Genomic DNA, 24,624 nt, shown 5'->3' with positions numbered 1-24,624 from the left:
TTAATGCTCGTAGGCAGACTCACCGTGCGAGGTGATGTCGAGGCCTTCGCGCTCTTCGTCTTCAGGTACTCGCAACCCAATCAGGATATCGACTAGTTTGAAGGCGATGAAGGACACGACACCTGACCAGATCAATGTGGTCAGAACACCCTGGCATTGAATCCAGAGTTGACCCATCATGTCGTAGTCTTTGCCGACTGCATCAGTCACGTAATCGTAGATGCCAGTGCCACCGAGCGATGGGGCAGCGAACACACCCGTCAACAAGGCACCCAAAATGCCACCTACGCCATGCACACCGAACACGTCGAGCGAGTCATCTGAACCAAAAATCTTCTTCAGACCATTCACGCCCCACAAGCAAATGATGCCGGCTAGCGCGCCGATAACCAAGGCGCCCATTGGGCCAACGAAGCCAGCAGCCGGGGTAATCGCAACCAAGCCTGCAACGCAACCCGAAGCACCGCCCAACACGGATGGCTTACCTTTAGAAATCCACTCAGCAAAGGTCCAGCCGAGTACAGCAGCGGCTGTAGCCAAGAAGGTGTTTACAAATGCGAGTGCCGCAGTGCCGTTCGCCTCGAGAGCAGAGCCTGCGTTGAAGCCGAACCAGCCAAACCAAAGCAGTGAAGCACCCGTCATGACGTGCACCATGTTGTGTGGCTTCATGATTTCGCGGCCGTAACCCAGACGCTTGCCGATGACAAATGATCCAACCAAACCAGCGATTGCTGCATTGATGTGTACGACTGTGCCGCCAGCGAAATCAAGAACGCCTTTCTGAAATAACCAGCCAGCTTTCGCAGTCATTGCTTCAAGCGAGGCAGCGTCTTTCACATCGTCTGGACCAGGCCAGAACCACACCATGTGAGCAATTGGCAGATAGCTGAAAGTGAACCAGAGCACCATGAAGCAAAGAATTGCAGAGAATTTTGCGCGCTCGGCGAAAGCGCCGATGATCAAGCAGCAAGTAATCGTTGCGAACACAGCCTGAAACGCCATGAACACAAACTCAGGAATCACAATCCCTTTGCTGAACGTTGCCGCATTCGTCTCTGGTGTCAGACCGGCCAAAAAGAGCCGGTCGAATTTACCGATGAAGGCTGATCCTTCGGTGAACGCTAGGCTATATCCATATATCGACCAGAGCACAGTGATCAATGAAAATATCACCATGCATTGTGCGCAGATAGAGAGGATATTTTTCGCTCGGGTCAGACCACCGTAAAACAGCGCCAGGCCGGGCAAAGTCATCAACAGTACGAGCGCTGTTGAAATCAGCATCCAAGCGGTATCCCCTTTGTTGGGCACAGGCGCTGTGGCAGCTGCTGCAGCGGCTGGTGCTTCGGCTGCCGCGGCGGTCACCGCGGGCTTTGCGTCTTCTGCGTGAGCCGATGGCGCTAAGGTTAGGCTAGCTGCGCTTAACATTAGTGCAACGGTCACCAGTGCCAAAGATCGTTTTATCCAAGTTAACATGAAGATCCTCTCTAAAAGAAACGAGTTACATTAGTTAGAAAACTAATTATTGATTTACTGCCCTAGGACGAAGCAAAACACGTGCCAGATTATATTTTGTGTGCTGCAACACAACTGTCATATATAAGAGTTTGCCAATCCAGCTTCATGGGTGGTCCTACCCCCCCCCCCCCCCGCACTTATGGGATATCGTGGTGCGACATTCACCAGATTGGTGCAAAAATAGATGATCAAGCTATAGATCAGAGAGTGATCGGTTCTGCACCTAGTTTAACTTTAGCCCAAGAAGCACCCAAGTCTTCGTTCGGTGAAAATCGATCTGGGCTAGCCATGGGCCAACCCACTTGAAACACTCGTGTGGGCAGTTCGCCCCGAAGTAGTGATCCGGGCGTCATTGAGGGGAAAATTGACGAGAGCAGGGTGACCTGTGTCGACGACATTCTGCGCGCGATGTGGTGCGTATGTAGATCATCGGGGTGCTGCAGTCCAGCCGCTGCCAACAACTCACCTAGCGCGTGCAAAGTATTTTGATGGAAACTTGCCACCCGCGGCGCTTTGTCGGCGACAACCAGGGCTTTTTGTCTTTGCGGGTCTTGAGTTGTGACGCCCGTCGGGCATTTGTCTGTGTGACAGGCCTGCGCTTGGATACAACCAATCGAGAACATAAAGGCACGAGCGCTATTGCACCAATCAGCGCCCAGTGCCATGATGCAAGCCATGTCGAAGGCAGAGACAATCTTGCCCGATGCGCCAATTTTGATTAGATGTCTTAAATTAAGACCAATTAGTGTGTTGTGAACCAGGCGCAAACCTTCTCGAAGTGGCGTGCCGACATGATCGACAAACTCAATTGGCGCAGCACCTGTGCCGCCCTCGGCCCCGTCGACGACGATAAAATCTGGTGTGATGCCTGTTTCGACCATGGCTTTTGCGATGCCAAACCATTCCCAAGTGTGTCCGATGCAAAGCTTGAATCCAACCGGTTTACCACCACTCAGTGTCCGCAAGCGCTGAACAAATTGCAGAAGGCCCTTTGGACTGTCGAACTCGGTGTGCGCCGCTGGAGAGTTGCAATCTTCACCAATTTTTACGCCACGAGCTTGTGCGATTTCAGCCGTGACTTTTGCGCCGGGGAGTATCCCCCCATGACCAGGCTTCGCCCCTTGGGATAGTTTGATTTCTATCATGCGAACTTGAGGCAAACTCGCATTGGCGACAAAGTTCGTTTCAGAAAATCTGCCATGCTCGTCACGGCAGCCAAAATAGCCAGAGCCGATGTTCCAGATCAGATCTCCGCCGGGCTTTTTGTGATGAGAACTGATGCCACCTTCACCCGTATCGTGAGCAAAATTGCCTATCTTGGCGCCTTCGTTTAACGCTAGTACGGCATTTGCTGATAGCGCGCCGAAGCTCATCGCAGAGATATTAAGAACAGATAACGACACAGGCTGCAGGCAAGCTGGGCCACCGACTTTGATCCGAAAGTCCATGTCACTTATCTTGCTGGGTGCCATCGAATGATTGATCCATTCATAGCGATCACCGTAGACATCAATCTGGGTGCCGAATGGTCGCTTGTCACTTTGCTTTTTTGCACGCTGATAAACCAGTGATCGTTTCACCCGCGCGAAGGGCGCCTCTTCTGTGTCGTTCTCGAGCAAATACTGTCGGATTTCAGGTCTGATAAATTCAAGAAAGAATCTGATGTGACCAATGATTGGGTAGTTGCGCAAGATGGCGTGGCGCTGCTGATTAAGATCTCTAAAACCGACTAAGGTCAGCAGTCCAAAAGCAGTGGCCACAATCACCCAAGACGCTGATCCCACGATGGTTAGTGCAGAGCCAAGCACTGCGCCTGCCATGGCAATCCAGAGTGCAAAGTTTCGTAATGCAAGCATCGCCATAAGTGCCTCTTATGCAGTTATATTTGAGGCAAATTTAACAGATGATTGTTGGTTTTGATGTCTCGAAGCCAGCCAGGTGAAGAAGAGGTCGAGCGTGAACAACATAGAAGTGTCGGTAAGAGTGGGTGACTGGCAGGCATTCAAGGCCGATGCCATGCCAATTAGGGAGGCGGTATTCGTGGTTGAGCAGGGCGTGCCATTGGATGAAGAGGTCGATGAGATGGACGAGCTGTGCTTGCACGCGGTTGCATACGATGGCCAAAATAACGCAGTCGCGACTGGTAGATTATTGCCCGACGGTCATATCGGTCGAATGGCTGTTCATTTGCACGCACGCAAACAGCACGTGGGCAGCGCCGTTCTCTCTGCGCTGGTCAGCGAAGCGCGCAAACGAGGTCACCCGTTGGCGATCTTGCATGCGCAAGTTCATGCAACCAACTTTTATGTCAGACACGGTTTTATCGCAGAAGGGGGTGAGTTTTTGGAAGCTGACATCCCGCATGTAAAAATGACAATGCGGCTTGATCCCGTCGCATGAGCAGCGTGCCATGCCTTATGCTTTAAACTTTAGTGGTGCCCAGGAGAGGACTCGAACCTCCACACCTTGCGGCACACGGACCTGAACCGTGCGCGTCTACCAATTCCGCCACCTGGGCCTTGCAGTATTCGCTCTTTTAGTTGCGCCTACTTATCTTGTACTGACCTTGCACTTAACTTTAATACTTAAACTCGTATACTCAAGCTTACTGACAATATTGCGATCGGCATACTGTCAATCGAGCGCCCCAGTTGGTGCACCGCAAGCAAGCCCTCAATTATAGACGAGATTCACACTTTGGCAAATCGCCCACCTCACCCAGCAAAGAAAATCCGAGCAACCAACGGCACCCCTGAGCTTCCGGCAGATTTCGATCCCGATGTGCCCAGTCGCGAGCAAATTCTCGAGACCTTGCGCAAATCAGCTGCGCCCTTGTCTGCAGATGAGCTAGCCATCCACATGGGTGCTGATCGGGACGAGACCCGCATTGGCTTTGACCGCAGACTCGCCGCAATGGAGCGCGATGGCCAACTGCTGCCCAACCGTAAGGGCTTGCTGCTCTTGGCAAACAAGCTTGATTTCGTTGCGGGACGGGTACAAGGTCACCGTGACGGTTTTGGCTTTTTAGTCAGAGACGGCGGTGGGCCTGACATCTTTTTGTCGCCACGCGAAATGTTAAAGGTGCTGCACGGCGATCGCGTTTTGGTTAAGCCCAGTGGCGAATATCGCGGTAAACCAGAAGGCACCATTGTCGAGGTGATTGAGCGCAGAACGAATCGCTTGGTCGGGCGTTTCTTGAACGAACGCGGATTGACCATTGTGGTGCCGGAAGATCAGCGTATCAAGCATGACGTTTTGATTCCTCCGGGTGATACGGGTGGGGCGCAGCACGGTCAAGTGGTCTCGGTTGACATTATCGAACAGCCGACTCGACACTCACAGCCTTTGGGGCGAGTGGCTGAGATTCTCGGTGAAATCGATGATCCTGGCATGGAGATCGAAATTGCCGTTCGCAAATTTGATGTGCCAGTTGATTTTAGTGAGGCAGCACTTCGTCAGACTGAAAAACTACCAGACACGGTTAGGCGAACTGATTTGAAGGATCGCGTCGACTTGCGCGACGTGCCGTTTATAACGATCGATGGCGAAGACGCTCGCGACTTTGACGATGCGGTGTACGCAGAGCAGATCGATCTGGGTACCGCAGGTCGAAAGCGCCCAGCCTGGCGACTGCTTGTTGCAATTGCGGACGTTAGTCATTACGTCACGCCCGACGATGCCCTGGATATAGCGGCTCGTGAGAGAGGCACCAGCGTTTACTTTCCTCGACGCGTGATTCCCATGCTGCCCGAGAAACTCTCAAATGGGTTGTGCTCATTAAACCCTAACGTTGATCGTCTAGTGCTTGTATGCGATATGGTCATCAACGCCACTGGCGCGAAAGCGGGTACCGTCAGCGCCTATCAGTTTTATAACGCGGTTATCTACTCTCATGCTCGGACGACTTACAACCAAGTCTGGGAGTCCTTGCAACAGCAAAGCGGCCCGATGGCCAAAAGCCTGTCCAAAGTCATGCCGCAGATCAACGATCTCTATCAGCTTTACCAGCTGTTATACCAAGGTCGCAAAGATAGAGGCGCGATCGACTTTGATACCGTCGAAACCAAGATTTTGTGTAATGAGTTGGGCAGAATCGAGCAGATTGTCGGCTTGGTCCGAAACGACGCCCATCGTCTGATCGAAGAATGCATGCTCGCAGCTAACACGTGCGCTGCCGACTTTATGTTCCGAAGTAAGCATATTGGACTCTACCGTATCCACGAAGGGCCCACACCAGACAAACTTACTTCCTTGCGCGAGTTCTTGCGCACATTGGGTTTAAGCTTAGGTGGTGGCTCCGATCCCAGTGCAAAGGACTATGGCGAGCTACTTGATAAGGCGCGTGGAAGACCCGATTACTCGCTTCTGCAAACGATGTGTTTACGTTCTATGCAACAAGCCATTTACGGCCCAGACAACATGGGCCACTTCGGTTTGTCTTACCCAGCTTATACGCACTTTACGTCGCCCATCCGTCGCTATCCGGATCTTTTAACGCATCGGGTGATCAAGGCGCTGTTGAAAGGGACAAGATATCAGCCCGAATTTGCGGGCCACGTATCGGCACCGGGCGCAACGCGAAGCGAACATGAGCACGATGTCTGGGAAAAACTAGGCTTGTTGTTATCAGCAAATGAGCGTCGCGCAGATGAAGCCTCGCGTGACGTTGAAGCCTGGCTTAAGTGCTGGTTCGTCAAAGAGCGCGTCGGTGAAACGTTCAGCGGCAAAGTCACTGGTGTTGCTAGTTTTGGCATCTTTGTGACTTTAGACACGCTACATGTTGAAGGTATGGTGCATGTCTCAGAGCTTGGTACTGAGTATTTTCAATTCAACGAATCTCTCCATGAACTTCGCGGAGAGCGCACGGGCATGCGCTATCGCTTGACCGACTCAGTGCAAGTACAAGTAGCTCGAGTTGACCTCGAAGCCCGGCGAATCGAGTTCCGGCTCGTTGCGGGTACCAGTTTTGTGTCATTGCGAAAACAGGCCAACCGTACTGAAGAGGTCCCGTTTAGACGAGTAAAAAAAGCAGCCTCTTCCAAGCCAGCCGAGTTAAAGGGAACAACCGCTAAGGTTCGACGGGCTGAAGCTAAAAAGACAGCAAAGATGGACTCACGACCGCCAGCGCGAAGCGCTCGAAGCGGAAAAAGCGCAAGTGTGAAAAAATCTACCCGTAAACCTCGTTAGTTGACGAGGTTGGACGGATAGTGATCGCATAGGGTTCATCATGGCTGCAACACAAGTGCTGGCGGGTTTTCACGCAGTGATCGCTCGCCTCAGGCAAGCACCTGCTTCAGTAAAAGAGTTGTATGTCGAGGCGGCACGTCGAGACAAACGCATGCAGAGTCTCATCGAACAGGCCAATGCCGCCGGTTGTGCTGTGCATCCCGTCAGTATGGACAGACTTGATGGTCTAACCGGTGGGTCGCGTCATCAAGGGGTCGTTGCGATCGCAGATCCAAGAAAACTGGCAGCCGATCTGGATGAGGTGCTTGATACCTTGGCCGCACCCGCACTGTTATTGATTTTGGATGGTGTCACTGACCCGCATAATTTAGGTGCATGTCTTCGCACAGCTGACGCAGCGGGCGTGCATGCCGTGATTGCACCTAAAGATCGGGCCGTCGGCTTGAACACAACCGTTCAACGCGTTGCTTGTGGCGCAGCAGAATCGGTACCGTATATTATGGTTACCAATTTAGCCCGCACCATGCGCGACATTAAAGAGCGCAACATCTGGTTGGTTGGTACAGATGACCAGGCTACTCAAAGTATTCACGAAGTCGACGTCAAAGGTGATATTGCTTGGGTAATGGGCGCCGAGGGAGAAGGCATGCGACGACTCACGCGCGAGACCTGCGATATCCTGGCACATATTCCCATGATGGGTAGCGTTGAGAGTTTGAACGTGAGTGTGGCGACTGGCGTTTGCTTGTTTGAGACAGTCAGGCAAAGAAAATAATTTTTATTGTTGGTTATCAAAATATCATGGCAAAACACGGGTTCACGACAAGTATTCTGCACGCAGATCGGCGCAACGATGTTGAACATGGCGCAGTGCATAAGCCTATACATCCATCGACGCAATACGCATACGCGGACTCGCGAGAGTTGGCAGCGGTATTCCAAGGTAAGGCGGGGTTCACCTATTCGCGTCAGGGTACTCCGACCACCGATGCGTTGGACAAAAAAATATCCATCATGGAATCGGGCGTCAGCAGCTTAAGCTTTGCGACAGGCATGGCAGCTTTATCAGCATTATTCACAACGCTCCTGCGAAGTGGCGATCATCTGGTGGCGAGTCAATATATATTCGGCAATACCAGCAGTCTGTTTGGTACCCTGCAATTGCTCGGTATTGAAATCACCTTGGTCGATGCCACGAATGTTGACGCCGTCGCGGCAGCCATCCGGCCCAACACCAAAATGGTTTTCACTGAAACGATCGCCAACCCCGGCACACAGGTGGCTGATCTGAAAGGTATTGGCGAGCTCTGTCAATCGAAAAATATTTGCCTGATTGTTGATAACACGGTGACGTCTCCGTGTTTGTTTCAGGCAAAGACCGTCGGTGCATCGATTGTCATGAATTCATTGTCCAAACACATTGGTGGCCATGCCAACGCGTTAGGCGGATCGTTGACCGATACGGGCTTGTTCGATTGGTCGACATTTTCCAACATTCTTGACGTATACAAAAAAGGTCCTGCGACGGGGTGGGGACTGACGCAGATCAAGAAAAAAGGGCTGCGCGATATGGGTGGTACTTTATCCTCAGATGCAGCTCATCGCATCGCGGTTGGCGCTGAAACGCTTGCGCTGAGGATGGACAAAATTTGTCGCAATGCTGACGCGTTGACGCGCTACTTAGCTGAGCATCCTCGTGTCGCCAAAGTTTCTTATCCGGGGCTACCTAACCATCCCCAGCATGAGCGTGCTAAAGAGCTATTTGGCAATCGTTACAGCATGTTGTTTGCACTTGAGCTGGTTGAAGGAATTGATTGTTTTGAATTTTTGAATCATTTGCAAATTGTTATTCTCGCGACGCACGTCGGTGACACGCGCACACTCGCATTGCCCGCAGCGCACACGATCTACTATGAGATGGGTCCAGCCTTAAGAGCACAGATGGGTATTGCAGATAGTTTGATTCGCGTATCTGTTGGCATCGAAGACGAACAAGATTTGATCGATGATTTCGCACAGGCTTTGGCAAAATGCTGACACGCGTTAACGACGTGGTCGATGGTTTGTACGTGGCAGAGTGACAAGTCTGAGTAAGCGTTATCCCTCATTTTTTGTGGGTGTATCAATGTGCTGTGAAATTTTTTTTTGTATGACGCCTAAAAATGCGGCTTTTACGCTGTTTTTTTCTTGACAGCCGCCTTTACAAAAGGCCTAATCTCATTTCAGAAAGATCGAATCGAATTTTTGATTGTCGTGTAATCAGAAACTGATTGTTTTTAGTTGGTAGTTTGTTCTGCCAGATTTATCATCAACACCACATAGGGGTAAACCTCAAATGAATAAAACCGAACTGATTGACCACATTGCCACTAAGGCAGATATCTCGAAGGCTGCCGCAGGCCGTTCGCTAGATGCGATGATTGCCGCCGTTAAAACCACCCTTAAAAAAGGCGGTACGGTGACGTTGGTTGGTTTCGGTACGTTTGCTGTGACAGCTCGCGCCGCTCGCACTGGTCGTAATCCACGCACCGGTGAAGCCATCAAGATCAAAAAAGCAAAAGTGCCAAAGTTTCGCCCAGGTAAAGCATTGAAAGACGCGGTTAACTAAACCACGGTCAGTTGCGAAAAAAATGCGGTTCGCTATAATGCGAACCGCATTTGTTTTTTTGGGTCGTTAACTCAGTTGGTAGAGTTCCTCGCTTACACCGAGGCTGTCGGCGGTTCGAGTCCGTCACGACCCACCATCCCATTTTGGTTCGTTCCTAACGCACGGCTTTCTCGCTGTTAATCCCGCTAACCGGTTGCCCGCTGCCGAAAGGCCACCAGCTCTTTTCGCTTCAGATTTTTGCCTCCTGGTACATTGCTGCCGCCGTCGTTCCATTCATAACGCAGCGGATACGAGCACCTTTCCGGATCAATCCAATAACGGACCTCAACGGTGGTGCCGCTATTGCCCCGAAAGCCATACCCAACGATCTTAAAAGCGTTAAATGTGCCAGCTTTTGTTGTAATCGACTCGCGAGCGACAACTTTTAAATCCACGGCGACTTTGATCGTCCTAGCTGGTTGGAAACCGCTTCTCCCAGTCCAACCCCCGGGCGACCAGTAACGAAAGTTTGTCCGCCATGTTTTCCCAAGTTCGTAGGAGTTAGGATAAAACTGAGCGATAGAGACAAAGTTGTTACTTTTTGATTTCTCTTCATTGCCCAACATATCGACGATTCTGGCGCCATCATCAAATACTGTTTGAGTATCACTAACACTCGTTACGACCTCTGTATAAGTCCCTTCGACGATATTCGTGTAACCATCGTTATCTGTATAGGTGAACTGGTCACCGACGGTATATCTTGTCACACCTGAAGCAGTGCCTTTGGTGTACGGATTGTTGTCTGTGGATTGCACAGCGAGTTTTTTTTCACCGGCCTTGGCCAGTAGAGCATCCAAGCGCGCAGCTGCAATCTCTGAGTAAGCACCTGAAGGATAGCGCTTGAGGTAGCCTTCAAGTGCGGCCACTGATGGGTTAGCAAGTGTTTGTTCCCAGGCAGAGAGTTCGGTCTGAATTCGTTGCTCTACCGATTGTTTTGCCAGGCTGAACTCAGCTTCTGCACGTGCCAAGAGAGTCCCTGTCTCTTGTGGAACAGCTTCAGCTGCCTTGTTCGCATTTGCCTGTGCGAGCGCTCGCTCAGCTTGCTTGAACTGCGCCTCGTCCGCAATGAAGTAAAAGTCATCTTCCAGTGACGTGCTCTCCCAAGGGATTTGACCGCCTTTCGATTGCAAGCGCACATTCAGTCTGACGCGTTTGAAGACATCTTCAATTTTGGTCAGCGGGACTTTCATCTCCCGCAGCAGATTCTCGGTGAACAACCCGTTGGCACCCGAGCCATCGCTGGCAGTATTACCCGGTGAGGTGGCGTAGCTAAGCAGTGACCCGATTGGGGCATCAAACTGGCTTAGCCCCTTTTGCTCTGGCAGCACCCGCTTACCAAAGGGGTTATCCCGGCAGGCATCCAGAATGATGATGTTCATCGGGTTCTTGGCTTTGGTCAGCGCCGCGAGCATGATGTTGAGCTCGTAGGCTTGTTTGGGGACATCATCGAGCCGATCGATGTTGGCCCCAATGGGCACGATGTAATTGCGCCAGCCGAGTTGAACCCCATGACCAGCGTAATAAAAGAAGCCGACCGCTTTTTGACGCTGCAACTCGTCTACATAAGCCTCAACGGCAGCCGAGATATCCTTGAGCGAAGCATTGAGCAGGCACTGTGTCTTGAAGCCCATGACTTCTGACAGTTGAGCAATGGCATTGGCGTCGTTCACAGGGTTGCTGAGCGGGCTGTCGGTGTATTTGCTGTTACCGATCACTAACCCAACACGCGAAGCATCGATACCCTTGCTATCACCGCTGGCTGCGTGCAGCATGGGATGAACCGCAGCAGTAGCGACTACTGCTCCCGCCCCTTTCAGTAACTCCCGTCGCGTGATGTGGCTCAATCTGTTAACCCCCGGGTTAGTTCATCGCGCGTTGCTTAAACGCAGTCAATTCCGTGCGAGTTGCCACAAACATTCTTGAATAGGCTGCTTGTTTAATTCGCAATTCAAACATGATTGGGCGCGAGCATTTTTCTGGATCAATCAAAAGGGTAACGTCTATCCGCTCGTTGCCGCCATTATTAACTTGGTAACCAGCTCCGACAATTTTGAAGGCATTGAAGGAACCTGCAGGTGTAACTATTCTCTCTCGCCCCACTACTTTCAGGGATTGGCTTTGCTCAACAGGCTGCCCCTTGCTGTAAACAGAATGAGCCCATTTAAAAGTTGTTTTCCAACTCTGTCCGACAGAATATGAACTGGGAAATATTTGAGCAGGCGTTCGCCAGTCGAACCTGGGTGTCCGTAGCTCATTGCCGAGAATATCCAACACTTTCATTCCAGAATTGATTTCGATCTGGGTTTCGCTGAGGCTTGTTACCACTTCAGTGAAAGTCCGATTAGCGACCCCGGTCAATGCATCTTTCTCTACATAAGTAAACTGATCACCCAGAGTAAATCTTGAAACACCAGACACGGTTCCCTCTGTGAAAGGATTATTGTCTGTTGATTGCACAATAAGTTTTTTTTCACCCGCCTTGGCCAGAAGAATATCTAGCCTGACCGAGGCAAGCTCTGCATACAACCCCGAAGGATATTGCTTGAGGTAAGCCTCAGTCGCCTCAACACTAGGGCTAGCGACAGCTTTTTCCCATAGGGCGAGTTCTTCTTTGAATTTCTTTTCTGTTGATTCATTTTCGAAGCTTAGCCGCGATTTAAATTCAGCTTCAATGCGAGCTCGTTCTTTTGCGTCGGCTTCTGCTTGCATTCTTGCTTGTGCTTCTGCTTCTGCAAGCGCTTTGGCTAGTGCTTGAGAATTGCTATCTGCTTTTACTTTCGCCTGCAACTTAGCTAGGGCATCAGCCTCCGCTTTCTCTTTTGCCAAGATTAGCTCATGTTCGGCTTGCTTGAACTGCGCCTCATCCGCAATGAAGTAAAAGTCATCTTCCAGTGAAGTGCTCTCCCAAGGGATTTGACCGCCTTTCGATTGCAGTCGCACATTCAGCCTGACCCGTTTGAATACATCTTCAATTTTGGTCAGCGGCACTTTCATCTCACGCAGCAGATTCTCGGTGAACAAACCGTTGGCACCCGAGCCATCGCTGGCAGTATTACCCGGTGAGGTGGCATAGCTAAGCAGCGACCCGATTGGGGCATCAAACTGGCTTAGCCCCTTTTGCTCTGGCAGCACCCGCTTACCAAAGGGGTTATCCCGGCAAGCATCCAGAATGATGATGTTCATCGGGTTCTTGGCTTTGGTCAGCGCAGCAAGCATGATGTTGAGCTCGTAGGCTTGTTTGGGGACATCATCGAGCCGATCGATGTTGGCCCCGATGGGTACGATGTAATTGCGCCAGCCGAGTTGAACCCCATGGCCAGCGTAATAAAAGAAGCCGACCGCCTTTTGACGCTGCAATTCATCTACATAGGTCTCAACGGCAGCCGAGATATCCTTGAGCGAAGCATTGAGCAGGCACTGTGTCTTGAAGCCCATGACTTCTGACAGTTGAGCAATGGCATTGGCGTCGTTCACAGGGTTGCTGAGCGGGCTGTCGGTGTATTTGCTGTTACCGATTACTAAGCCGACCCGAGAGGCATCAATGCCTTTGGTCTCCTTTGTTGCAGCATGCAACACGGATGGGGCGGCAATCGTGGCTGCGAGGGCACCGGCACCTTTAAGCAATTCTCTGCGAGTGGTGTTTTTCAGCATACCTGAGAACGGAAGTCCTTGAAAAATTGACTCAGAAATTATTTATCAATGAAGGTCTTCAGACCGCTGTAGACCGACACGAGACCCGAGACGATGGGTGCAAGATACGTCACAATCTGAACCAGGCGATCAGGTACAGCCGCAGCCGGTGACGCTGGTTTAACACTATTGCTTCGACCGTGGCCCTGTCTCGTTTTCAGTTTGTTATGAGTGTGCACAATAATCTTTGATATCAAATAACCTGTGACCCAGCCCAGTGCGATCGAAATTAAGTAGTCGCTGGTTTCACGCCAGTCAACTAACGTGTTGGGCAGCCAGGGGGTGTGATCAATCAATGCCGTGACACCGAGCATGCCAAATACCGAGAGTGAGGCTAAAACCAGCGCGACCAGCGCATTTGATAAGAAATGCAGATCACCATGGCGGTTTGTCCACAACGCAACACTGATTGGCAGGGCGATGCTGATCGCTCTTAGCCAGACCGCAGAGGTATCGTGAACAAAGAACAGAAACCAATGCAAAAACTGTAAAGTGATCCATACAGGCACTGCATGCCTGATCAAATCAATCCAGCCTGTGCGCAGTTCGATGTGCTCGAGCGAGTCGGCCACGGTATTTTCTAGCGAGTTTGCGCTCACCTGTCCGGCACCTTGTAAGCTAACGCCAGCTTCTTCAATCTCTTGTACGCGATCGGTGAGCGCCTGAACTTGTTTGATCAACGAGACAAACGGCGCGATATCACGCGTGCATGCGGCACAGACAGTCGCTTGTTCGGGAAACTCGCTGCGGCAATACGGACAATGCAACGGCGAGGGGGTCATCGGGCAGTCAGTTGAAACTGGTACACAGCCTGTCTGCCTTCGCTATCAGACGCAACGACACGTAGGTGATGCTGCCCCTGAGGAACAGAGACATTATCAAAGGCTATGCCGTGGTCGCTGACACCGGGCAAGACCCGGGGCGTTAGGTCAATCAAGGGATTTTTTAGATATTCAATTTGAACACTTTTCGGATCGATCTTTGTGCCATCCCGAGCGGTGACTGCGATTTTGATGGGAAAAGAACTCGCATTGACCTCTAAAGGAGAAACAACACTAATACTTGGCCCTCTGGAAATCCCGCGAGTGCTGATTGGCTTGGCATCGGGCAGGGCTGCTTCGTTGGCTGTGATCAATACAACCTGGCCCAAAGCCTGCGTTGAAATTGCGACTGCCATGATGCCTAAGAGCTGCAACAGCTTAACTTTCATCTTAGAAACTCCAGAATGGGATGCCCGGATACTGCAGATAAACGCGCTTTAATATACCCGAAATTTGTGATTTTTCTCAAAAAATAAGCTACTCCGCGGATCACTTACCCCCCGCCAATCGTCGGATATAGCGTGTTCACCAAACCCTTTCAATCCAGGATGTAAACTACTACTATGCGTATCCTTGTCATTGAAGATGACGCCACCCTCGGGCGCGCGTTACAAGAATATTTAACCGATCAAGGTTACGTGGTTGACTGGGTAGACGACGGACAACGTGGCATGGATATGCTTCACCATCATCAATACGATTTGTCTGTTCTTGATCTCAGTTTGCCAAGCATTGATGGGCTCCACATCCTGAAGACCCTGCGTGATCAGGGCAACAACACGCCAGTCCTTATCTTGACCGCTCGAGATGGTTTGCACGATCGTGTAACAGGCTTAGATGCTGGGGCAGATGACTATCTGACTAAACCATTCGAGCTGATTGAGTTCGCTGCCAGAGTGCGTGCGGTCATTCGCCGACGCATCGGTTTGACTCATTCGGTGATTGAGTTCGGTGGCTTGTCGTTTGATCTTTCTAACCGCGAATTACGTGTAGCGGGTAATCGTCTTGCGTTATCAGTGAGAGAGCTATCCGTTTTGGAAATGCTGCTCAATCAGTCCGGCAAGGTCGTGACTAAGCAGCAAATTGTTCAAGCTTTATCCGCGATTGATGCCGATTTTAGTGAAAATGCAGTTGAGGTTTATATATACAGACTGCGGAAACGCTTGGAAGGTACTGGCGTGCTGATCCAAACAATTCGCGGCTTTGGTTACAGCCTAGATGTCGAATCCCAGACCACCGAGTGACGCGAGCATTTCTTTTTTGCGCTCGGGTTCCTTGGCCCGGCACTTGGTATGGCGTTTGTTGCCACCCGTTGTTTTGCTGGGCACACTCGGTCTTTGTGCCACCTGGTTGATTACGCACAAGTTTGAAATTGAAGAATGGGCACTACAAGACCTTTTCTGGTTGATGCTAGCTGGACAACTTGCGTTAATTACCTCTTTGGCATGGGTCATACTGCGGGGCGTCAGATCCGGGTTACAAGCAGTCAACCAGATATCCGCGCAGATCGCATTGCGCTCGGCAGACGATTTAAGTCGCTTAAAAGTTGAGAGCTTGCCAAGCGAACTTGGCCCCTTGATTCGTCACACCAACGACTTGCTTGACCGCTTGGATGATTCGATTGCCGCTCAAAAGCGCTTTATAGGCAACGCGGCCCATCAATTAAGAACACCACTTGCAGGACTTCGACTTGAATCAGAGCTCATGTTGGCAAAAGAGCTTGCGCCGGATATCAGGGAGCGTGCTGAGCGCATCAAATCAGTCAGTGACCGAATGATAAGGATGGGACAACAACTTCTCGTCTTGGCGCGTGTTGATGTCCAGGCAGGCCCGCAGGATCACTTTGTAAGATTGGATCTTTGCGAATGGTTGCGCAGCGCCGGCTCTCAATGGTGGCATAAGGCTAAAGAAAGCAAGATTAATTTATTGATTGATGCCCCAGAGCAACCATTATGGATAGACGGAGACCCGGTTCTACTGAATGAATTATTAGGTAACCTGATCGACAATGCTTTGCGGTATGCTTCGGGTGCCAGTTATGTGCGTTTGCACATAACTGAGACTCCACCCACTTTAGCCGTCGAAGATGATGGTTGCGGGGTTAGTTCGAAAGAGCAGGGCCGAGTCTTCGAAGCCTTCTACCGGTCGCCAGAGGTTGCCGGTGAGGGGACAGGATTAGGGTTAGCAATCGTGCGCGAAATCGCCCGCGCGCACGGCGCTTGGTGGAACATCGTCAGTCGGCCGCAGTTTGCTGGGACTCGATTGACAGTGGTGTTCCCTGGGCCACGTATTGGGGCGCAATTAAACAGATTGGTAAAAATTAATGTCATCCGATAAATCTTCCTCAGGCAATTCTGGTGCGTCCACACCAGCTTCAGCGCTGATCGTCGGCGCAATCGGTGTCGTTTACGGCGACATTGGTACGAGTCCGCTTTACACGCTTAAGCAGTGCCTGGAAGGTTATGAACATTTCTCGCAAGAGCAGGTGTTTGGGACCTTATCTCTGCTGTTTTGGATGTTGATGGTTGTCGTCTCAATAAAATATGTTCTGTTCATTTTGCGAGCCGATAACAAAGGCGAGGGCGGAACAATGGCCCTGATGGGACTCGCTGTTCGAGGCCGACCCGCCTGGCAGAAGGCACTGTTGATTGCGCTTGGCACCTTTGGTACGGCGCTGTTCTACGGAGACAGCATGATTACGCCAGCGATTTCGGTGCTGTCAGCCGTAGAAGGGATCAGTCTGATCTCTCACAGTTTTGAGCAATGGGTGATCCCCATTTGCCTGGTGATTATCATTGCCTTATTTGTGATTCAGTCGCGTGGCACGGCAGTTGTTGGCAAGTTATTTGGTCCAGTCATGGTTGTTTGGTTTCTTGTCCTGGGCGCAATGGGTATCTGGCAGATCGCTCAAACACCCGAAATATTGAAAGCGCTGAATCCTGTTTACGCATTTAATATTATTCAAGCAGCACCTTATCGCACCTTTGTTCTGTTGGGTTCTGTGGTCCTGGCTTTGACTGGCGCTGAAGCACTTTACGCCGATATGGGGCATTTCGGTCGTGGCGCGATCCGCAAGGCTTGGTTTGCGCTTGTGCTACCCGCTTTGACACTTTGCTACTTCGGGCAGGGTGCTCTGTTGCTGCGCAATCCGGCTGCGATTGAAAACCCGTTCTATCTCATGGCACCCGCCGCAGGTTTAATCCCCCTCGTCATCTTCGCCAGTATTGCAACGGTGATTGCCTCTCAGGCTGTCATTTCAGGTGCTTTTTCGGTGACTCGTCAAGCAGTACAGCTCGGATTCTGGCCTCGTATGGATGTGCAACACACATCCGAACGCGAAGAAGGGCAAATCTATTTGCCGCGGGTTAACTGGTTTCTTTGTCTGGCAGTGATTGCCCTCGTCCTGATCTTTCAGAAGTCCGATAATCTGGCGAACGCCTATGGCCTCGCTGTCACGGGTACGATGCTGGTTACCACCATACTGGCCTTCGAAGTCTTGTTGCGCAACATCTCTCGCCTTCAGAAAATATTGATGTTCTCTTGCCTGTCCGTATTGATTGCGGTGGATGCCTTACTTTTTGCGTCTAACTCGCTGAAGTTTATCGAAGGGGGTTGGTTGCCCTTGCTGGTTGGTGTAGTCGTCTTCTGCTTTATGATGACCTGGCGTAACGGTCGAGCCTTGCTTGCTGAGATTCAGTTGCGTGACCGCCAGCCGCTGGGCGAGTTCATGGTGATGCTCGAAAATCACCCCCCCGCTCGTGTTGATGGGACCGCCATTTTTCTATCTGAAGCGATTGGTGTTGTTCCACCGGCTTTCTTGCATAACTTGAAACATAACAAAGTATTGCATCAGCAAAATTTATTTATGCACATCAAGGTAGCTGATACGCCGTTCGTGCAGATCGAGAATAAATTTAAATTCAACCCCCTGAGCGCAAGCAGTTGGGAAGCGACGGTCACTTACGGTTTTAAAGAAGAGCCTGATGTCCCTCATGCGCTTGAACAACTGGGTCAGTTGCACACTGAGGTTAACCTCGAACCGATGCGCACCTCATACTTCTTGTCGCGTGAAACTTTAGTGGTTATTAAGAAGTTCTCTTTTATTTCGGTGCGCAATCGCCTGTTCTCGCTCATGATGCGCAATGCAACGCGTAGCACCAGATTCTTTAGAATTCCACCCAATCGAGTGGTAGAAATGGGTACTCAAATAGAAATCTAGAATCGACTTAGCGTAAAAAAAACCGTGTTGATTATTAGTCAACACGGTTTTTTTATAAAAAAGATTTACTGATTTATTTTCGACCTGCCTTGGCTTCGATACGCATACGCAAGGCATTCAACTTGATGAAGCCTGCGGCATCCGCTTGGTTGTAGGCGCCACCATCGTCATCAAAGGTAGCAATGGTTTGATCAAACAGTGTGTCTTTCGAGTCGCGTGCGACGGTGTAAACGTTGCCTTTATAGAGCTTTAGTCGAACCCAGCCGTTTACTGCTTGCTGCGTGGTGTCAATCAACGCCTGAAGCGCGCGTCGTTCGGGCGACCACCAGTAACCGTTATAAATCAGCGAGGCATAGCGCGGCATTAAATCGTCTTTCAGGTGAGCTACTTCGCGATCTAAGGTGATTGATTCGATTGCGCGGTGACCTTTGAGTAAGATGGTGCCACCAGGTGTCTCATAGCATCCGCGCGATTTCATGCCGACATAACGATTTTCAACCAAATCCAGTCGGCCGATGCCGTGTTTACCACCCAATTCATTCAGTTTGGTCAATAGCTGTGCGGGTGATAAACGGACACCATTCAAGGCAACGGGATCCCCGTTTTCGAATTCCATGTCAAGATACTCTGCCTGATCAGGTGCAGCTTCAGGCGAGACCGTCCAGCGCCACATCGACTCTTCGGCTTCTGCCTTTGGATCTTCCAGGTGACGGCCTTCAAAACTAATATGCAGAAGGTTCGCGTCCATCGAGTAGGGCGCGCCGCCATTTTTGTGCTTCATGTCGATAGCAATACCGGCCTCTTCTGCGTAGGCAAGCAGTTTCTCGCGCGAGACCAAATCCCATTCGCGCCAAGGCGCAATGACCTTGATGCCTGGCTCTAATGCATAGTAGCCAAGCTCGAAACGGACCTGATCATTACCCTTGCCGGTAGCGCCGTGAGAGACAGCCTGTGCGCCGACCTGACGGGCAATTTCAATTTGGCGTTTGGCGATCAAGGGGCGAGCGATCGAGGTGCCCAGCAGGTATTCGCCTTCGTATACAGCGTTGCAGCGAAACATCGGGAAAACAAAATCACGCACGAATTCTTCACGCAAATCATCAATGAAAATTTGCTCAGGCTTAATGCCGAATTTGATTGCTTTTGCGCGAGCCGGTTCAAGCTCTTCGCCCTGACCAATGTCCGCTGTAAACGTGACGACTTCGCATTGATAGGTATCTTGCAACCATTTAAGAATGACGGATGTATCCAAGCCACCGGAATAGGCCAAGACTACTTTTTTGATATCGCTCATGAGTAACTCTGTGTAGATGCCAGCATATGATTTTAACCCTAAGCAGGGAGTATCGTTACGCTAGTCCAAATGTCCTAGAAGCAAGAACTCCATAAGGGCCTTTTGGACGTGTAAGCGGTTCTCTCCCTCATCCCATACGACGCTTTGCGGACCATCAATGACCTCAGCAGTCACTTCTTCGCCCCGATGTGCAGGCAGGCAGTGCATGAAAAGCGCATCGCCCGCGGCGGCAGCCATCATTTCCTGATCAACGCACCAGTCTGCAAACGCTTTGCGACGATCTTCGTTCTCAGCCTCGTAACCCATGCTGGTCCAGACATCGGTTGTCACCAGGTGCGCCCCCTGGCAGGCCTCCATTGGATCTGCGAATTCTTTTAAGACCTCAGGGCCAACCCCGACAATGCGTGCTGGATCTAGTTTGTAGCCAGTCGGGGCACTGACGTGAAGCGTAAAACCCAGTATTTGTGCGGCTTGTATCCAGGTGTAAGCCATATTGTTGGCATCGCCTACCCACGCGACGACTTTGCCGGCAATGCTTTCCCGGTGTTCAATAAAGGTAAAAATATCCGCAAAGACCTGGCAAGGGTGAAACTCATTCGTTAATCCGTTGATCACAGGTACGCGAGAGTATTCGGCAAAGCGCTCAATGCGAGTCTGCTCAAATGTTCTGATCATGACCAAATCAACCATGCGCGAGACAATCCGCGCGGTATCTTCAATCGGCTCGGACCGACCGAGCTGCGAGTCGGTGGTCGTTAAATGGATCACCGACCCACCCATTTGATACATGCCGGCCTCAAAGGACACGCGCGTTCGAGTGCTGGCTTTCTCAAAGACCATCGCGAGCGTCCGATCGTGCAGAGGCTGGTGTGGCTCGTAGCGCTTAAATTTGCCCTTAATGATTCGCGCACGATCGAGTACATAGTTCAGTTCGGTCACGCTCAGGTCTGCAAACTGAAGAAAATGTTTCAAAGGTTTTGTTGGTGCACTACTATCGGTCATACCTAGACTCCGGGGCTAATCCGCAACGGCACAGTCACGCGCGCAAAGGAAAAACTTCAATCATATACAATTCAGGCAACAGCGTCGTGTTTATTGTTAAACACGGTGCCTGAATGCGACCAGATGGGTTGTGCATGACAACAGAAGTGCAGTTTTTCGTTTTATATGGTGTGACAGAATCAGGTGCCACGTTTAGACCCAGTGATTGGGCAGAACGACTGGCGGGGGTACTTGCCCCTTATCGTCCCGCAAACTTCACAAAAAACCACATTAGCTATTCACCCTACGTGACGCCGACCAGTCTAGAGGGTATCAAGGCTGTCATTGTTGACGAGCGCCTTCGAGAGCTTGAGCCTTTGGCTTGGAAATTCGTTCACGATTTTGCAAAAGATAACGGGCTAAAAACAAATTTTGGCCCGCACCCCCAGTCTCATTAGTTCTGGTATTGCTTAAACGGGTGTAACGACCTGACCTGTTTTAAGAAAGGCATCGATGTTTTCAAGCATCAGATCTAACATTGCTTTTCTTGTTTCAACAGTCGCACTGGCAATGTGCGGCAGTAAAACGACGTTGTCCATGGTTTTTAATGCATCGGGTACTTTGGGTTCCTTGTCAAAAACATCAAGTGCAGCACCACCTAGGGCGCCTTCAGCAAGGACTTTGACCAGGGCTTGTTCGTCGATGACCGAGCCACGCGCAATGTTAACCAAAACAGACTGAGGCCCCAACGCCCGCATGACCTCTTCGTTGATCAGGTGTCTGGTGCTGGCGCCCCCCACCGTTGCAATCATCAAGAAATCACTCCATTTGGCCAGCTCGATTAGCGAGTCGAAGTAGTCGTAGGTGACATCATCGCGCTTACGTCTATTGTGATACGCCACTTGCATATCGAAACCAAGACCACGCTTAGCGATAGCTAAGCCGATGTTGCCCAGGCCGACAATACCAAGCTTTTTTCCACTGACGCGCATGCCGAGGGGCAGGCTGGCTGTTTTATTTTCCCAGTGATTTGCCCGGACAAAGCGATCGCCCAGAGCAATTTGACGAGGACAAGCAAGCAACAGGCCCCAGGCGATATCCGCAACACAGTCATCTAAAACCTCGGGGGTATTACTGACTTGAATGTTTCTTGCGTGCGCGGCAGCAATGTCTAGTGTGTCGTAACCGACGCCCCAACTACAGATGGCTTTCAGATTTGGTAAGGCATTGATGATCTCGGCTGATATGCCGGTGACAGCAGAGGTGACCGCTATCTCAATATCTTGCGCTTGCTCACGAAGAAAAGCAGCTTGATCAGGGGATTTCCAGAGTGCTAGTACGTCGTACCTTTCTTCAACTGCTGCGTTGGCGACAGGTGATCCAGAAAGAGAACCGATTTGAAGTATGCGGGGTTTGCTCATATTGGCTGTAAGTTTTATGCGTTGAGATTGACCAGCGCACTACTTTACATCCAATTAAGGCCCAGCGGCAGAAAGTTACCAGTGGGCCCGACTTGACGTGATTAGGCCAGCGATTTAATTGCAGCTGACAACCGGCTCTTATGACGAGCAGCTTTGTTTTTGTGAATGATGTTTTTGTCAGCGACGCGATCGATGATACTTGTCGTCTTTTGCAAAACCAGATTGGCGGCAGCTTTGTCACCAGCCTCAATGGCTTCACGCACACGTTTGATCGACGTCCGCAACATTGAGCGCAGACTTGAATTGTGCTTGTTCAGCGCTACCGATTGGCGGGCGCGTTTACGGGCTTGGGCGGTATTTGCCATGAGATTGCGATATCTTACTGTTAGTTAGGTTGGCAGGGGGATACCCTGTGAAGCCTTCTACTATAGCATTAAGCCCATGAATTGCAAACCATTATTCTGGATTTTGCCGTTGTTTTGCGGTGTTCGCGATTGAATCTTGCAGTTTTCCAACAGATGACTGCCCGAGCCCTAAGCAAAACCTAGATAGCTAAATGCTTGACGCGCGTCTGAAGTCTTGGGCTTTGATGCCGACCAACCAGAGCACTACTAGATAAACTGATCCCGAGATTGTCAGCACCAAGGCAAGTGCACCAATCCTCATGAGCGGCACAGATTGCAGGCTAAACCAGTCTACTTGTGTTGACAGTAGGTGCAAACAGACGCCCATGGCCGTCAGAGCTGTCAAGATCCGCGCTGTAAATATTAGCCAGCCACGTTGAGGTCTGTAAACCTGTTTGCGCATCAATCCAACCAGCAGTGCGATTGCATTGAGCGTCGCCGCCACGCTGATAGACAGCGCGAGTCCAGCATGCGCAAAGCGTGGTACAAAAATCAGATTCATGATTTGTGTTGCGAGCAAAACATAGATCGCAATTTTTACCGGGGTACGGATATTTTGTTGAGCATAATATCCAGGTGCCAATACTTTGACTGCAAGCAGCCCAATCAGACCGACAGAGTAAGCGACGACAGCAATTTCTGTTTGCTCGACATCAGCTGCCTGATAAGCGCCGTAGTGAAATAGCACTGAAACTAATGCACGCGGGATTAGCATCATCGTCACGGCAGCGGGTAGCCCGAGCAGGAGAACAAGCTTCAAGCCCCAGTCCAGCAGATTGCTGTAGTGGCCATTCGACATATCCGCACTTGCTTTTGAAAGCGACGGCAGCAGCACGGTGCCCAGCGCGACCCCTATCATTGCGGTGGGAAACTCCATCAAGCGATCACCGAATGACAGCCAAGTCACACTGCCTGGCGTCAACCAGGTGGCAATATTCATGTTGATCAACAGCGATATTTGAGCCACCGAGACCCCAACAATTGCTGGCAGCATTTGTCGCATAATTCGTTTGACTGTGGGGTCACCTAAGGCTTCGCTGACGTGTATGGACAGGCGAGGGCGTAACCCGATTTTGCTGAGGGCGACCCACTGTATGACTAATTGCATGACCCCGCCTATCATCACGCCAATTGCCAGCGCGTAAATCGGGTTTTCGAGGTAGGGCGATAAGCCGAAAGCGGCGCCAATCATGGATAGATTGAGCAATACTGGGGTAAAAGCCGGGATCGCGAATTTACGCCACGTGTTGAGTATGCCGGACGCCAAGGCCACCATGGACATGCATAGAATGTAAGGGAACATAATGCGTGTCATCGTGACGGCAGCACTGAAAGTCGCTTCTCTGCCTGATGTGTTAAGACCACTGGCCATCACACCTAGCAAGATAGGGGCAGCAATGACACCGATCAGGGTAATGAGCAACAAGATACTAAACAGAGCTAACGCCACACGATCCAACAATATTTTTACTTGCTGGTCGTCGTGTCGATTTTTTGCCTCGCCCAGGATTGGCACAAACGCTTGCGAGAATGCACCCTCAGCGAACAGACGTCTCAGCAGGTTGGGGATGCGGAAGGCGACCCAGAAAGCATCTGTCAATGGTCCCGCACCAAAAGCACGGGCAATCACCACATCCCGACCAAGGCCCGCTATTCTGGATAACAGCGTAAAGCCGCTAACAAGAGCGGTCGTTCTCAACAGGCTCATGGTCTGAAAACGTGTTGCTTCAAACTAACGCGTCAAAAATTCGTGCTTTGATTTGTTCAACGGAACCTAAGCCTTCGACTTTACGATAGCGGGGTGCCGTCGCGGCGTCAGCCGCAGCCCAGCTTGAGTAGTAGTCCACCAGAGGACGTGTCTGATCGCGATAAACCGCCAGTCTGTGTTTGACGGTTTCTTCTTTATCATCTTCACGCTGGACAAGAGGTTCACCCGTGACGTCATCCAGTCCCTCCACCTTAGGGGGGTTGAATTTGAGGTGATAGGTTCGCCCGCTGGCTACATGAGAACGCCGCCCACTCATCCGTTCAACAATATCTTCCTCCGGTACTGCGATTTCCACGACAAAGTCCAGCGCGACATCGGCGAACTTGAGCGCGTCAGCTTGAGGAATCGTACGGGGGAAGCCGTCAAACAGATACCCTTTTGCACAGTCGGCTTGCTGCAATCGATCTTTAACCAGACCAATAATCAGGTCATCGGACACCAAGGCACCGCTGTCCATGATTTTCTTGGCTTGTATCCCCAGGGGTGTGCCGGCTTTAACTGCCGCACGCAGCATATCCCCAGTCGATATCTGTGGAATACCGAACTTTTGCGTAATGAATGCGGCTTGTGTGCCTTTACCGGCACCAGGCGGTCCGAGCAGGATGAGGCGCATGAAAACTCCTGATTCTTATATTGATTAATACTGGCATTATGCCGCAACAAAACGGCGA

At 50.9% G+C, this 24,624-nt stretch carries 21 protein-coding genes and 2 tRNA genes; 10 read left to right on the top strand and 13 right to left on the bottom strand.

Annotated features, from left to right (window positions below):
- Positions 1 to 1,476 carry an ammonium transporter gene (locus BCM14_RS02785; RefSeq protein ID WP_106226469.1) on the bottom strand — a complete coding sequence of 492 codons (1,476 nt, stop codon included), beginning with the start codon at positions 1,474 to 1,476 and terminating at the stop codon, positions 1 to 3.
- Between the two features lie 242 nt (positions 1,477 to 1,718).
- Positions 1,719 to 3,380 carry an FMN-binding glutamate synthase family protein gene (locus tag BCM14_RS02780; protein WP_106226468.1) on the bottom strand — a complete coding sequence of 554 codons (1,662 nt, stop codon included), beginning with the start codon at positions 3,378 to 3,380 and terminating at the stop codon, positions 1,719 to 1,721.
- Positions 3,381 to 3,474: 94 nt separating this feature from the next.
- Between BCM14_RS02780 and BCM14_RS02775 the strand changes: the two genes are divergently transcribed.
- Complete coding sequence (locus tag BCM14_RS02775) at positions 3,475 to 3,918, top strand: GNAT family N-acetyltransferase (protein ID WP_311042720.1); 444 nt, start codon at positions 3,475 to 3,477, stop codon at positions 3,916 to 3,918.
- 33 nt (positions 3,919 to 3,951) lie between these two features.
- Here BCM14_RS02775 and BCM14_RS02770 read toward each other — a convergent pair.
- Positions 3,952 to 4,036, bottom strand: a tRNA-Leu gene (locus tag BCM14_RS02770).
- A gap of 179 nt (positions 4,037 to 4,215) precedes the next feature.
- Here BCM14_RS02770 and rnr point away from each other — a divergent pair.
- The 5 genes from rnr (at position 4,216) to BCM14_RS02745 (ending at position 9,449) form a co-directional block, all read left to right on the top strand.
- Positions 4,216 to 6,705, top strand: coding sequence for a ribonuclease R (rnr, locus tag BCM14_RS02765; RefSeq protein WP_259673385.1), 2,490 nt, complete (start codon positions 4,216 to 4,218; stop codon positions 6,703 to 6,705).
- Between the two features lie 40 nt (positions 6,706 to 6,745).
- A complete protein-coding gene (rlmB, locus tag BCM14_RS02760; protein ID WP_106226467.1) occupies positions 6,746 to 7,480 on the top strand; it encodes a 23S rRNA (guanosine(2251)-2'-O)-methyltransferase RlmB in 735 nt (244 codons plus the stop codon).
- Between the two features lie 26 nt (positions 7,481 to 7,506).
- Positions 7,507 to 8,742, top strand: coding sequence for a cystathionine gamma-synthase family protein (locus BCM14_RS02755; RefSeq protein WP_106226466.1), 1,236 nt, complete (start codon positions 7,507 to 7,509; stop codon positions 8,740 to 8,742).
- A gap of 298 nt (positions 8,743 to 9,040) precedes the next feature.
- Positions 9,041 to 9,313 (top strand): HU family DNA-binding protein, encoded by a 273-nt coding sequence (locus tag BCM14_RS02750; RefSeq protein WP_028816768.1) that lies wholly within the window; start codon positions 9,041 to 9,043, stop codon positions 9,311 to 9,313.
- A gap of 60 nt (positions 9,314 to 9,373) precedes the next feature.
- Positions 9,374 to 9,449, top strand: a tRNA-Val gene (locus tag BCM14_RS02745).
- 49 nt (positions 9,450 to 9,498) lie between these two features.
- Here BCM14_RS02745 and BCM14_RS02740 read toward each other — a convergent pair.
- The 4 genes from BCM14_RS02740 to BCM14_RS02725 are packed head-to-tail and all read right to left on the bottom strand — an operon-like array spanning position 9,499 to position 14,255.
- Positions 9,499 to 11,199 carry a caspase family protein gene (locus BCM14_RS02740; protein WP_146129714.1) on the bottom strand — a complete coding sequence of 567 codons (1,701 nt, stop codon included), beginning with the start codon at positions 11,197 to 11,199 and terminating at the stop codon, positions 9,499 to 9,501.
- Positions 11,200 to 11,215: 16 nt separating this feature from the next.
- Positions 11,216 to 13,006, bottom strand: coding sequence for a caspase family protein (locus BCM14_RS02735; RefSeq protein ID WP_106226464.1), 1,791 nt, complete (start codon positions 13,004 to 13,006; stop codon positions 11,216 to 11,218).
- A 38-nt stretch (positions 13,007 to 13,044) separates the two neighbouring features.
- The gene (locus BCM14_RS02730; RefSeq protein ID WP_106226463.1) at positions 13,045 to 13,827 is read right to left on the bottom strand and encodes a hypothetical protein; all 783 of its coding nucleotides are present in this window, start codon (positions 13,825 to 13,827) and stop codon (positions 13,045 to 13,047) included.
- Positions 13,824 to 14,255: a hypothetical protein gene (locus BCM14_RS02725; protein WP_106226462.1), complete on the bottom strand. Its 432-nt coding sequence runs from the start codon at positions 14,253 to 14,255 to the stop codon at positions 13,824 to 13,826. The genes BCM14_RS02730 and BCM14_RS02725 overlap by 4 nt, the downstream gene beginning before the upstream one ends.
- A 174-nt stretch (positions 14,256 to 14,429) precedes the next feature.
- On the opposite strand from BCM14_RS02725, the gene BCM14_RS02720 reads away from it, so the two are divergent.
- Genes BCM14_RS02720 through BCM14_RS02710 form a run of 3 tightly spaced genes read left to right on the top strand, consistent with a single transcriptional unit; the run spans position 14,430 to position 18,085 of the window.
- A complete protein-coding gene (locus BCM14_RS02720; RefSeq protein ID WP_106226461.1) occupies positions 14,430 to 15,110 on the top strand; it encodes a response regulator transcription factor in 681 nt (226 codons plus the stop codon).
- Positions 15,085 to 16,203: a sensor histidine kinase gene (locus BCM14_RS02715; protein ID WP_106226460.1), complete on the top strand. Its 1,119-nt coding sequence runs from the start codon at positions 15,085 to 15,087 to the stop codon at positions 16,201 to 16,203. Before BCM14_RS02720 ends, BCM14_RS02715 begins: the two co-directional genes overlap by 26 nt.
- Positions 16,190 to 18,085, top strand: coding sequence for a potassium transporter Kup (locus tag BCM14_RS02710; RefSeq protein ID WP_106226459.1), 1,896 nt, complete (start codon positions 16,190 to 16,192; stop codon positions 18,083 to 18,085). Before BCM14_RS02715 ends, BCM14_RS02710 begins: the two co-directional genes overlap by 14 nt.
- Positions 18,086 to 18,158: 73 nt before the next feature.
- On the opposite strand, the gene BCM14_RS02705 is transcribed toward BCM14_RS02710, so the two are convergent.
- Positions 18,159 to 19,379, bottom strand: coding sequence for an argininosuccinate synthase (locus BCM14_RS02705; RefSeq protein WP_106226458.1), 1,221 nt, complete (start codon positions 19,377 to 19,379; stop codon positions 18,159 to 18,161).
- 60 nt (positions 19,380 to 19,439) lie between these two features.
- Complete coding sequence (gene argF / locus BCM14_RS02700; RefSeq protein WP_106226457.1) at positions 19,440 to 20,381, bottom strand: ornithine carbamoyltransferase; 942 nt, start codon at positions 20,379 to 20,381, stop codon at positions 19,440 to 19,442.
- A gap of 134 nt (positions 20,382 to 20,515) precedes the next feature.
- Between argF and BCM14_RS02695 the strand changes: the two genes are divergently transcribed.
- Positions 20,516 to 20,818: a DUF3579 domain-containing protein gene (locus BCM14_RS02695; RefSeq protein WP_106227004.1), complete on the top strand. Its 303-nt coding sequence runs from the start codon at positions 20,516 to 20,518 to the stop codon at positions 20,816 to 20,818.
- Between the two features lie 12 nt (positions 20,819 to 20,830).
- Here BCM14_RS02695 and BCM14_RS02690 read toward each other — a convergent pair whose 3' ends face one another.
- From BCM14_RS02690 to adk, 4 genes are all read right to left on the bottom strand, one after another.
- On the bottom strand, positions 20,831 to 21,781 hold the full coding sequence (locus tag BCM14_RS02690; protein ID WP_106226456.1) for a 2-hydroxyacid dehydrogenase: 951 nt from the start codon (positions 21,779 to 21,781) through the stop codon (positions 20,831 to 20,833).
- 101 nt (positions 21,782 to 21,882) lie between these two features.
- The gene (gene rpsT / locus BCM14_RS02685) at positions 21,883 to 22,146 is read right to left on the bottom strand and encodes a 30S ribosomal protein S20 (protein WP_106226455.1); all 264 of its coding nucleotides are present in this window, start codon (positions 22,144 to 22,146) and stop codon (positions 21,883 to 21,885) included.
- Between the two features lie 187 nt (positions 22,147 to 22,333).
- Complete coding sequence (gene murJ / locus BCM14_RS02680) at positions 22,334 to 23,893, bottom strand: murein biosynthesis integral membrane protein MurJ (RefSeq protein ID WP_106226454.1); 1,560 nt, start codon at positions 23,891 to 23,893, stop codon at positions 22,334 to 22,336.
- Positions 23,894 to 23,912: 19 nt separating this feature from the next.
- Positions 23,913 to 24,566: an adenylate kinase gene (gene adk, locus BCM14_RS02675; RefSeq protein WP_106226453.1), complete on the bottom strand. Its 654-nt coding sequence runs from the start codon at positions 24,564 to 24,566 to the stop codon at positions 23,913 to 23,915.
- Positions 24,567 to 24,624: the final 58 nt, after the last annotated feature.

Origin of the sequence: Jezberella montanilacus, assembly GCF_003003055.1 — a bacterium.
Taxonomy (GTDB): domain Bacteria; phylum Pseudomonadota; class Gammaproteobacteria; order Burkholderiales; family Burkholderiaceae_B; genus Zwartia; species Zwartia montanilacus.
Note: the sequence above shows the minus strand (reverse complement) of the source record. Positions and strands in the feature narration are given on the sequence as shown.